The 11,192-nt window shown below is 67.6% G+C and carries 10 protein-coding genes; 5 read left to right on the forward strand and 5 right to left on the reverse strand.

All coding sequences use genetic code 11. The annotated features are described in order from the left end of the window. The first annotated feature begins 50 nt into the window (after positions 1 to 50). Genes ACIOU8_RS17505 through ACIOU8_RS17515 form a run of 3 tightly spaced genes read left to right on the forward strand, consistent with a single transcriptional unit; the run spans position 51 to position 1,404 of the window. A complete protein-coding gene (locus tag ACIOU8_RS17505) occupies positions 51 to 374 on the forward strand; it encodes a hypothetical protein (protein ID WP_400792265.1) in 324 nt (107 codons plus the stop codon). Between the two features lie 35 nt (positions 375 to 409). Further along, positions 410 to 982 carry an HhH-GPD-type base excision DNA repair protein gene (locus tag ACIOU8_RS17510; protein WP_400792268.1) on the forward strand — a complete coding sequence of 191 codons (573 nt, stop codon included), beginning with the start codon at positions 410 to 412 and terminating at the stop codon, positions 980 to 982. Continuing rightward, positions 979 to 1,404: a DUF1801 domain-containing protein gene (locus ACIOU8_RS17515; RefSeq protein WP_400792271.1), complete on the forward strand. Its 426-nt coding sequence runs from the start codon at positions 979 to 981 to the stop codon at positions 1,402 to 1,404. The genes ACIOU8_RS17510 and ACIOU8_RS17515 overlap by 4 nt, the downstream gene beginning before the upstream one ends. A 58-nt stretch (positions 1,405 to 1,462) precedes the next feature. Here the strand turns inward: ACIOU8_RS17515 and ACIOU8_RS17520 are convergent, their stop codons facing one another. Further along, complete coding sequence (locus ACIOU8_RS17520) at positions 1,463 to 2,848, reverse strand: glycine--tRNA ligase (RefSeq protein WP_042541298.1); 1,386 nt, start codon at positions 2,846 to 2,848, stop codon at positions 1,463 to 1,465. Between the two features lie 104 nt (positions 2,849 to 2,952). Continuing rightward, entirely contained in the window at positions 2,953 to 3,642 is a 690-nt protein-coding gene (locus ACIOU8_RS17525) for a GNAT family N-acetyltransferase (RefSeq protein WP_400792275.1), read from the reverse strand. Positions 3,643 to 3,734: 92 nt separating this feature from the next. Here ACIOU8_RS17525 and ACIOU8_RS17530 point away from each other — a divergent pair, with 92 nt between their 5' ends. Together ACIOU8_RS17530 and ACIOU8_RS17535 are read left to right on the forward strand one after the other, a co-directional pair. Further along, positions 3,735 to 5,198: a peptide MFS transporter gene (locus tag ACIOU8_RS17530; protein ID WP_400792278.1), complete on the forward strand. Its 1,464-nt coding sequence runs from the start codon at positions 3,735 to 3,737 to the stop codon at positions 5,196 to 5,198. 56 nt (positions 5,199 to 5,254) lie between these two features. Further along, the gene (locus ACIOU8_RS17535) at positions 5,255 to 6,697 is read left to right on the forward strand and encodes an MFS transporter (protein ID WP_400792281.1); all 1,443 of its coding nucleotides are present in this window, start codon (positions 5,255 to 5,257) and stop codon (positions 6,695 to 6,697) included. 13 nt (positions 6,698 to 6,710) lie between these two features. Here the strand turns inward: ACIOU8_RS17535 and ACIOU8_RS17540 are convergent, their stop codons facing one another. From ACIOU8_RS17540 to ACIOU8_RS17550, 3 genes are all read right to left on the reverse strand, one after another. Further along, a complete protein-coding gene (locus ACIOU8_RS17540; RefSeq protein WP_400792284.1) occupies positions 6,711 to 7,634 on the reverse strand; it encodes a serine hydrolase in 924 nt (307 codons plus the stop codon). A gap of 178 nt (positions 7,635 to 7,812) precedes the next feature. Beyond that, the gene (locus tag ACIOU8_RS17545; protein WP_400792287.1) at positions 7,813 to 9,777 is read right to left on the reverse strand and encodes a M13 family metallopeptidase; all 1,965 of its coding nucleotides are present in this window, start codon (positions 9,775 to 9,777) and stop codon (positions 7,813 to 7,815) included. Between the two features lie 58 nt (positions 9,778 to 9,835). Next, entirely contained in the window at positions 9,836 to 11,152 is a 1,317-nt protein-coding gene (locus ACIOU8_RS17550; protein WP_400792290.1) for a hypothetical protein, read from the reverse strand. Between the last annotated feature and the right edge of the window lie 40 nt (positions 11,153 to 11,192).

Consider the following 11,192-nt stretch of genomic DNA (forward strand, 5'->3'; position numbering starts at 1 on the left):
TCATATCGTCGAACCATGACAAGGCCCATCCCCGCATGCAGACTGGGAGGATGCTCGTGGATCCTGATGTGATCAGCATCATCGTCGCCCTCTTCGCCTTCAGCGCGACCGTGCTCGGCGGGGTCTCCCGGATGCTCGCGAAGCAGTCGAAGGCACTGGACACCCGCTTCGACAGCATCGATGAGAGGTTCACGAAAGTCGAGACGCAGATCACCGATCTCAGGGTCGAGCTCAAGACGGAGATCGCTGAACTCAGGGTCGAGCTCAAGACGGAGATCGCCGACGTCAAGACGGAGCTCAAGGCCGACATCTCCGATGTGAGAGTGTCGATCGCACGCCTCGAGGGTCCTCTGCCGAAGCTGCAGCGCATCTGACTCCGCCGTCATCACCGGGGTGCCAGACTGGACGCATGGCCCTTCACATCACCGGAGACACCGCCGCCGACGCTCTGCTCACCGACAACCCGCTCGCACTGCTGGTCGGGATGCTCCTCGATCAGCAGGTCCCGATGGAGACGGCGTTCGCCGGACCGCTCAAGATCGAGCAGCGCACCGGCGCGACCGACGCGACCACGATCGCGTCGATGGACCCAGACGAGTTCCTCGAGGCCTTCAAGACGACCCCGGCTGTGCATCGATTCCCCGGGTCGATGGCGACTCGCGTGCAGACCCTCTGCCAGGAGATCGTCGATCAGTGGGGCGGAGACGCCTCGGCACTCTGGACCGAGGGCGACCCCTCAGGTGCCGAGGTTCTGAAGCGTCTCAAGGCACTGCCCGGCTTCGGCGAGCAGAAGGCGAAGATCTTCCTGGCTCTGCTCGGCAAGCAGTACGGGTTCACCGGCGCAGGATGGCGCGAAGCCGCCGGCGACTACGGCATCGAGGGGTCGTACCGCAGCGTCGCCGACATCGTCTCGCCCGAATCGCTCACCAGGGTGCGCGAACACAAGAAGGCGATGAAGGCCGCGGCGAAGGCGAAGGCATGAAGCCCACCGGCGATGATGTCGCCGGACTCATCGCCCGATCCGCTCCGGCGGTCCGCCGCCGGGATGCCGAGACGCTGACCGCCCTCATGCAGGAGATCACGGGCCGCGACCCTCAGACCTGGGGCACGATCATCGGTTTCGGCAGCTGCCACTACAGGTACCCGACCGGTACCGAAGGTGACAGCGGCCTGCTCGGTTTCGCCCCGCGCAAGGCGGCGACCACGATCTACCTGTTCGACGGGGTCGACGCGCACTCCGAGGCGCTCGAGAAGCTCGGGCCGCACAGCACGGGCGTCGGATGCCTCTACATCAAAGATCTCGAGAAGATCGACCTCGACGTGCTCCGCGGCATCCTCGAGCGCTCGCTGGCCTGGGTCGAGGCGGGCGGCACCGATCAGGTGCAGCTGACCGTCACCGGTTGACGCGAGAGGCCCGCCGTCCTCTCGGACAGCGGGCCTCTCGTTCGGATGTGCCCGAGCGTCAGGCGCCCTTGAGACGCTCAGCCAGGTACTGGTGCAGCTCGTCGATCGAGACGCGCTCCTGCGCCATGGTGTCGCGGTCGCGCACGGTGACGGCGCGGTCATCGAGCGAGTCGAAGTCGATCGTGACGCAGAACGGCGTGCCGATCTCGTCCTGTCGGCGATAGCGGCGTCCGATCGCACCCGCGTCGTCGAAATCGACGGCCCACGAGCTGCGCAGCGTGTCGGCGACCTCGCGAGCGAGCGGCGACAGTCGCTCGTTGCGGCTCAGCGGCAGCACCGCGGCCTTGACCGGGGCGAGACGCGGGTCGAGCTTGAGCACGGTGCGCACATCGGTGCCGCCCTTGGCGTTCGGCACCTCTTCTTCGCGGTACGCGTCGACGAGGAACGCCATCATGGCGCGGGTGAGTCCGAATGACGGCTCGATCACGTACGGCGTGTAACGGTCACCGGTGGCCTGGTCGAAGTACGTGAGGCTCTGCCCGGACGCCTCGCTGTGGCTCGACAGGTCGTAGTCGGTGCGGTTGGCGACACCCATGAGCTCGCCCCACTCCTTGCCCGTGAAGCCGAAGCGGTACTCGACGTCGATGGTGCCGGCGGAGTAGTGCGCGCGGTCGTCTTCGGGCACGTCGAACTGACGCATGTTCTCGGGGTCGATACCCAGGTCGATGAACCAGTTCCAGCAGGCCTCGACCCAGTGCTCGAACCACTGCTGCGCGTCTGCGGGGGGCGTGAAGAACTCGATCTCCATCTGCTCGAACTCACGCGTGCGGAAGATGAAGTTGCCGGGGGTGATCTCGTTGCGGAACGCCTTGCCGACCTGGCCGATGCCGAACGGCGGCTTCTTGCGACTGGCCGTCAGAACGTTCGAGAAGTTGACGAAGATGCCCTGCGCCGTCTCCGGGCGGAGGAAGTAGAGGCCCGACTCGTCGTCGACCACGCCGAGGTACGTCTTCACGAGACCCGAGAACGACTTCGGCTCGGTGTACTGGCCCTTTGTGCCGCAGTTGGGGCACGGCACGTCGGCGAGGCCGTTCTCGGCCTTGCGGCCCTTGCGCGCCTCGAAGTCCTCGATCAGAGTGTCGGCGCGGAAGCGCTTGTGACAGCTCAGGCACTCGACCAGCGGGTCGGTGAAGGTCGCGACGTGACCCGACGCCTCCCACACGCGCTTGGGCAGGATGATGCTCGAGTCGAGTCCCACCATGTCGCCGCGGCCGCGCACGAACGTCTGCCACCACTGGCGGCGAATGTTCTCCTTGAGCTCGGTGCCGAGGGGCCCGTAGTCCCACGCGGATCGCGAACCGCCGTAGATCTCACCCGCCTGGAAGACGAACCCGCGGTGGCGGGCAAGGGCGATGACCTTGTCTAGACGGGACTGTTCGGCCACGGTGGCTCCAATGGTCGGCTGTGGGAAAGCCCGTGATCACGGGCACGTCAATCTTATCCGCGACCGGTTAGCGTCAGGACCCTGGCCAGGTCGGGGCCGAGCGTTCAGGCCGTGAAGAGGTAGCCCTTCTCGACATCGAACCCCGACAGGGTCAGGCCGCTGCTCAGCAGGCCCTCCATCTGCGCACGCAGACGGGTGCGCCATTCGTGCGCGGCATCCGGATCCTCGACGCGGATGGTCTCGATGTCCGAGGGGATCTCCAGCGTCTCCGCGACCTCATCGGATGCCGGCGACTTGGCGATGTCGGCGAGCGCCCACTCGACGTCGAGCCGGTCGCTCTCGTCTCCGGCATCCCCTCCGCCGAAGATGCCGTAGCGGTTCACCGAGTACCCGGTCACGCGGGCCCCGAGAACGGTGAGGAAGAAGTGCGCGTTCCGGGCGACGAGCGGGTCGAACGTCCAGGTGATGCGGCCGACGTCGCGCGAGAACGCCCACTGGCGCTGGTGCTCTTTGAGCTCTCGTCCCCAGCCGCGTCCGCGGTACTCGGGCAGCAGCGCCGTGATGTGCGAGTGCATCGCGCGGCGTCCGGGCGCGCCGAAGAAGGCGATCGAGGCGCCCACCATCCGCTCTTCGCCGCTCTCGGCGTCGAAGAGTCCGACGACGTAGTTGCCCGACTGCTGCAGCGCTCGCAGAGTGCCGGCGTCGATCACGCGCTCGGGGCCACGGATGGAGTCCAGCAGGCCCTGCGCGGCGATGATGAGTTCAACGGTGTCCAGATCACGGATGGTACGCACGCCCCCAGTCTGCCCCTCCGGTCGCCGATATCGGAATCGAACACGGTCGAGTGGGCTGGGAACCACGTCTCGACCGGGCGTACCGTTGGGGAATGGCAACCAGCGATACGACGGCCGACAAATCCGACACCCGGTTCTTCGGTCAGCCTTGGGCACTCGTCCACATCTTCGGCGTCGAGATGTGGGAGCGGTTCAGCTTCTACGGCATGCAGGGCATCCTGCTCATCTACCTGTACTTCTCGGTCACCGAGGGAGGACTCGGACTCTCCCAGGCCGTCGCGGGCGGAATCGTCGGCGCCTACGGCGGGTCGGTCTACCTCTCGACGATCCTCGGCGCCTGGATCGCCGACCGGATGCTGGGGTCGGAGCGTGTGCTGTTCCTCAGTGCGATCGTGATCGTCGCAGGACACATCGCCCTCGCCCTGCTTCCCGGTTTCCTCGGTGTCGGTGTCGGCCTCGTGCTCGTCGCGCTCGGCTCGGGTGGTCTCAAGGCGAATGCGACCTCGGTCGTCGGCACGCTCTACAGCGCAGACGACACCCGTCGGGATGCCGGATTCTCGCTGTTCTACCTCGGCATCAACCTCGGCGCCTTCATGGGGCCGATCCTCACCGGCATCCTGCAGTCGTCGCTCGGTTTCCACTATGGGTTCGGCCTCGCCGCGATCGGTATGACGCTCGGACTCGTGCAGTACTCGTTCGGCCGCAGGGCGCTGCCGGAAGAGGCACGCCGGGTCCCGAACCCCCTGCCTTCCTCTCGGTACCCCCTCGTCGCGATCATCGCGGTCGCAGCGGTCGTCCTCATCGCGGTGCTGGTGCTCATCGGAGTTATCCGGGCCGACAACCTCGCGTCCATGGTCATCATCGGGACGATCGTCGCGACGGTGGCCTACTTCGCGGTCATCCTCAGCAGCCGTCGGATCGACGGAACCGAGCGCTCGCGCGTCTGGGGGTTCCTGCCCCTCTTCGTCACGAGCGTCGCCTTCTGGTCGCTGTACCAGCAGCAGTTCACCGTGCTCACGGTCTACTCCGACGAGCGTCTCGACCGCAACATCTTCGGATTCGAGATGCCCGTCTCGTGGGTGCAGTCGATCAATCCCGTGTTCATCATCATCCTGTCCGGAGTCTTCGCGGCGATCTGGACCCGCCTCGGCCGCCGTCAGCCCTCGACTCCGGTCAAGTTCGCACTGGGCGCGATGATCATGGGCGCGGCGTTCCTGCTGTTCCTGCCGTTCGCGGGCGGTGGCGCCAACTCCACCCCGCTGATCGCGATCGTGGGCATCCTTTTCGTGTTCACGGTCGCTGAGCTGCTGATCTCCCCGGTCGGTCTGTCGGTGACCACGAAGCTCGCCCCGAAGGTGTTCCACACGCAGATGGTCGCCTTGTTCTTCCTGTCGATCGCACTGGGCACCGCGATCTCGGGATGGCTCGTGCAGTTCTACGACCCGACAGACGAGGTGCCGTACTTCTCGATCCTCGGCGGCATCGCGATCGTGGTCGGCCTCGGACTGCTCTTCGCCGTCAAGCCGGTGCTGCGGCTGATGAAGGGCGTGAGCTGACGATCGCGGCACGGGGCTCGCGCCTCGGGTGTCTCGGACGCCGATAGCCTGAAGCGATGGGAGAGAACGATGATCGCGCGCGCAGAAGGCTCTCCCGAACATCACCGAAGTGGGCGATCGTCGCGGTGCTGGCGTTCGCCGGGCTCTGCTCGTCGTTCATGTTCACGCTGGTCGTGCCGCTGCAGGCCGAGCTCCCTCGGCTGCTGAACGCCTCCCGCGAGGACACCACCTGGGTCGTCACGATCACGCTGCTCGTCGCCGCGGTCGCCACCCCGATCTCGGGCCGGCTGGGCGACATGTACGGCAAGCGTCGCGTCGTGATCGTGCTGCTCGGCCTGCTGATCCTCGGATCGCTGATCGCCGCGCTCTCGGGCTCGATCGTCGGCGTGATCATCGGCCGGGCGCTGCAGGGCGCGGTGACCGGCGTGGTCCCGCTGGGCATCGCGATCATGCGCGACGTGCTGCCGCCCGAACGTCTGGGCACCGCCGTCGCGCTGATGAGCGCGACGATGGGCGTGGGCGGCGCGATCGGGATGCCGGTGGCCGCCGTGCTCGCCGTGAACGCCGACTGGCACTGGCTGTTCTGGCTCGCCGCGGCTCTCGGCGTCATCGGCCTCGCCCTCGTGCTGGCTGTGATCCCCGAGGACGTGCTGCGGTTCCCGGGACGCCTCGACGTGATCGGGGCGATCGGACTCGCGATCGGACTCACCGGCATCCTGCTGTTCGTCTCTCGCGGTGCCGAGTGGGGCTGGACCGCTCCGCTGTCGCTCACGTGCATCATCGGCGGCGTCGGCGTGCTGCTGGTCTGGGGCTGGTATCAGCTGCGCACAGAGGATCCGCTGCTCGATCTGCGCGTCGCTGCCCGCCCGGCTGTGCTGTTCACCAACATCGCCGCGATCGGCATGGGCTTCGCGCTGTTCGCGTCGAACGTGACGTTCCCGCAGCTGCTCGAGGGTCCAGCCGCCTCTGGCGCCGGCTTCGGACTCGACATGGTCTCGGCCGCACTCGTGATCATGCCGGCGGGTCTCGTGATGATGGTGATCTCGCCGCTGTCGGGCTGGCTCGAGCGCACCGTGGGCCCTCGCCCGCTGTTCACCGTCGGCGCCGGCGCGATCGTGCTCGCCTACGTGTTCGTACTGCTGTGGTCGAGCGAGGTCTGGCACATCCTCGTCGGCAACCTGCTGATCGGCGTCGGCATCGGATTCACGTTCGCCGCCATGCCGATGATCATCATGCGATCGGTGCCGGCGAACGAGACGGGCGCATCGAACGGGCTGAACGCACTCTTCCGCTCGATCGGAACGTCGAGCGCATCCGCCGTGATGGGCGGGGTGCTCGCCGCCATGAGCATCGACGTCGGTGGAGTCTCGGTGCCCACGAGGGCGGCCTTCGATCTGTGCTTCTGGCTGGCGATCGCCGCGGGCATCGTGGCGCTCGTGCTGTCGCTCTTCATCCCGCGTCAGCGTTCCGCCGAGCGGCATCCGTCGTTGCCCGGGTGAGCCCGGCCTGAGCTCAGTGCGTGTACTCCATGAGCTCGACCCCGAGGACTCTGAAGGCATCGTGTGCACGCAGCCGATGCGTGATCGACAGGTCGTCGAAGCAGACGATCAGCGAGTAGGCGACGCCGGCGCGGGGCCCGGCGAGAACGCCGGCCTCTGCCCGCACACCGCGATCGCGGCCGGTCTTGTTGATGAAGAGCAGCCCGTGGGCGTCATGGTCGTGAGCGAAGGGGTCGAGGCCCGTCGAGGCAGCGACCAGGCTGAGGTCCTGATTCAGACTGAGCCACTCGGACACCTGAGCGCTCACCGATGCGCCCACCACCTGCGAATTGACGAGTGCCGAGAACAGGCCGGCGAACTCGCGTGCCGAACCGACCGCGACCTGCGGTGCGTCATCAGGGCCGCGCTCGTCGCGGAACCGATCGAGAAGAGCCGTGCGGCGGAGCCCGAGGGCCTCGATGCGCTCACGCACGCGATCGTGGCCGACCCGCTGAAGCAGGGCATTGACTGCGATGGGGTCACCGGCTGTCGCTGCGAGCACGGCGAGGTCTTCGAGCGGCAGCGCAGGCGCGTGCAGGTGTCGCCAGAGTCCCGAGGTCGACACCGCCTCGACGGCGGAGCGCTCGACGATCTCGAGCGGGTCGAGGGTGCCCGCCTCGAAGGCGGCCGCCACCTCGATGAGCAGGGGCACGACTCCGAGCCCGGCGACCGGCATGGTCACATGGTCATCACCCGAGAGGACGTGCGTGTGGTTGTCGAGATCGACGACATGCACCGAGACCTGGGCTCCCGCATCCGCGAGCTGTTCGAGCGCTCGCAGCGTCGAGGTGAACGACCGGCGCCCCGTGGCGGCACGCCGCGGCACGCGTCGGCTGGGCCGCTGAGAGCGGCGCAGCGAGGCCAGTGGCGGGCCGTTGACAGGCTCGGAAGCACCCACGCGTGATCCTTAATAGGGGGGTTGGATTGGCGGGATGCTGCGGTGTCCATCCTCCGCAGCACGGATATCGTAACCCCGTCAGGTGAGGATGCCCTACATGCTCCGGTATACGGTCATCAGATCGTCATACAGGAGACAGCAGGGCACCCTCGAACCCTGATCGGCTATGCGGGACGATTCACCAGATCGTCACGCGCGATCCCTGCGGCAGCCACAGCGCATCGGATTCGGCGACGTCGAACGCCTCGTAGAAGGCATCGATGTTGCGGACGATCTGGTTGCAGCGGAACTCGTTCGGCGAGTGCGGGTCGATCGTGAGCAGTCGCAGCGTCTCCGCGTCGCGGCTCTTCTGCTGCCAGACCTGCGCCCACGACAGCAGCAGGCGCTGCACGCCGGTGTAGCCGTCGATCACCGGTGCCTCCGCGCCGTCGAGCGAGATCTCGTAGGCCTTGAGCGCGATACCGAGGCCGCCCAGGTCGCCGATGTTCTCGCCGATCGTCAGTGCACCGTTCACGTGGTGCTCGTCATCGAGGCCCTCCGGCACGAGTTCGTCGTACTGCGCGATCAGGGCCGTCGTGCGCTGCTCGAAAGCGGTGCGATCCGCATCCGTCCACCAGTCCTCGAGCTTGCCGTCACCGTCGTAGCGGCTGCCCTGGTCGTCGAAGCCGTGACCGATCTCGTGACCGATGACTGCGCCGATCCCGCCGTAGTTGGCCGCCGCGTCACGCGATGCGTCGAAGAACGGGTACTGCAGGATCGCCGCAGGGAACACGATCTCGTTCATCGAGGGGTTGTAGTACGCGTTGACCATCTGCGGCGGCATGTGCCACTCGTCACGGTCGATCGGATTGCCGACCTTCGCGACGTTGCGGTCGTGCTCGAAGATCGCCGCACGCCGCACGTTGCCGAACAGGTCGTCGCGGTCGATCACCAGGCTCGAGTAGTCGCGCCAGACCGTGGGATGACCGATCTTCGGCGTGAACGAGTCGAGCTTCGCGAGCGCGCGCTCCCGTGTCTCGGCTGTCATCCATTCGAGGTCGGTGATGCTTCGGCGATAGGCCTCGATGAGGTTGTCGACGAGCTCGTCCATCGCCGCCTTCGCCGTCGGCGGGTAGTGCCGCTCGACGTACACCTTGCCGATCGCCTCGCTCAGCGCGCCCTCGGTCACCGAGACGCCGCGCTTCCACCGCTCGCGGATCGAGGGGACGCCGGTGAGCTCGGTGCCGTAGAACGAGAAGTTCTCCTGCACGAAGTCGTCGGTCAGGTACGGAGCAGCCGCGTGCACGACCTGCGCGCGGAGCCACGCCTTCCAGTCGTCGAGACGCTCGGCGACGAGGAGCGTACCGAGGCCTTCGAGGAAACTCGGCTGCGAGACCACGACCTCTGCGAAGGCTTCAGGGTGCCCGGGGGCGACGGCATCGCGCCACGGCTCGAGATCGACGCCCGCGAGCTCCTGGATCTCTGACCAGGACTTGAGGTTGTAGGTGGCGACCGCGTCGCGGCTCTTCACGTTGTCCCAGTGGTGGCCGGCGAGTTCGGTCTCGAGGGCGATGGAACGGTCGGCGGTGCCCGCGGCATCGGCGATTCCGGCGAGCGCGAGCAGCCGCTCGAGGTGAGCGCGGTAGGCCGCCCGCGTCTCGGTGAAGGTGTCGAGCCTGAAGTAGCTCTCGTCGGGCAGCGACAGGCCGGACTGCACGACCACCGGAAGGTAGCGCTCGGGATTGCCGGGGTCGCCGTCGACGTAGAACCCGATCAGGTGCGCGCGGCCATCGCGATCGTAGGCCCCCACCGTGCGGAGAAATGCGGGGATGCTGTCGACGGCCTCGATCTCGGCGAGCGTCTCGGCGAGGGGCGTCACGCCGGCAGCGGCGATGCGGTCGGTGTCCATGAAGCTCCCGAACAGATCGCCGATCTTGCGGGCGAGGGTGCCTGGTTCGGCATCCTGCGACTCCTCGATGATCGCCCTGACATCTTTCTCCGCCTGCTCGGCGAGCAGGTGGAACGAGCCCCAGCGCGCCTTGTCGCCAGGGATCTCGGTGCGGGCGAGCCACGCGCCGTTGACATGGCGGTACAGGTCGTCCTGCGGGCGGATGTCGGAGCTGAACTCGGAGGTCTCGAGGCCGGAGGGAAGCACGTCTGTCATGCGAACAGCCTATGACCCGGTCCGGACACCGTGGGAGCGAGGCCCCTGCCTCAGGCGATCACCACCCCGTCTGGAGCAGGGACTGCACGATGATCGCGAATCCGATCTGGGCGATCAGCAGCGCGCGCCGCACGGTCGGCCCGAAGAGCGCGAGCCCGATCGTCGTCCAGGGCACGAACGGCAGCCAGATCCTCTCCACCTCGGCTCTGCTCATGTTCGAGATGTCTGCGAGGAGCACCATCAGCCATCCCGCCACGCACAGGATCAGCACCCCCGCTCGGGGATCGCGCAGGATGCTCGGGCGGTCGGGCGTCCGGTCGCGCCGTCGTGATGCGATCACCCCGACGACCCCGGCCGCGACCGCGACGAAGGAGGCGCCGATCGCCGGCCCCGCGCTCACCGCGAACGCCGCCAGGTTGCCCCACATCCAGTACCCCGGCGGTCGGCGCGAGGCGACGCCGTCCCAGTACCTCTGCTGCAGAACGGGGAAGGCCTCCCACCAGGCGAATCCGTTCACCGCGAACACGAGCACGACCGCGAGAGCCGCGGCGGCGGCGATCGACAACGGCACCCAGGAGCGGCCGACGACCAGCACCGCGAGGGCGAGCACGCCGAGCAGGGGCAGACCGTACGACATCATGACGCAGTACCCGAGCAGGAGCCCGGCGACGACGGACCAGACGATCCGCACACCCCCGCGAGACCGCGTCGCCAGCGCCAGCGTGCAGACGCCCCATGCTGCGACCGCCATGAAGAGGCCGTCGCCCGACACGGCGATCCAGATCGCAGCGGGTGTGAACACGAGCAAGGGCGCTGCCCGGCGCGCGAGGTCCTCGGCGCCCAGCGTCCGCATCGTGAGGAGCACAGCCATCACGGTCGTCGCCCCGAGGAGCATCACCACGGTGCCCGCCGCGAGTCCGCTGCCCAGGCCCACCCTCACGAGGAGGACGAAGAAGAGCAGGGCCCCCGGCGGATGTCCGGCGATGTGCACGGGCCAGTTGTCCTCGTGCGCATAGGGGATCCGTGAGACGTACTCGCGGAGGGTCGCACCGATGTCGTCGACCTCCCTGGCCGTGCCGAGGTACTCGTACCGATGGTCGAGGATCGTCCCGATGCCGTCGAGCCCGTCGACGGTCGCGAGGGCGAACAACCACACCGCCGATGCCGCGAACGACACCGCGAGCAGCCGACCCCACCGCAGGGATGCCGCGAGTCGCGGTCCCCAGATCACGCCGGCGACCCCCAGCAGCAGCGCCAACGGTGTGCCGGGCCCCAGCCGGGGCATCCATTCGGCGTGCAGGGGCGGGAACGACTTGACCCGCACGTTCCATCCGGTCGCCGCAGGGATCGCGATGGCCGCTGCGATGAGGATCACGGCACCAGCCACTCCCCAGACCGCTGCCCGCGCCCGAGGC

The organism is Microbacterium sp. NPDC087589 (genome assembly GCF_044743635.1).
Classification (GTDB): Bacteria; Actinomycetota; Actinomycetes; order Actinomycetales; family Microbacteriaceae; genus Microbacterium.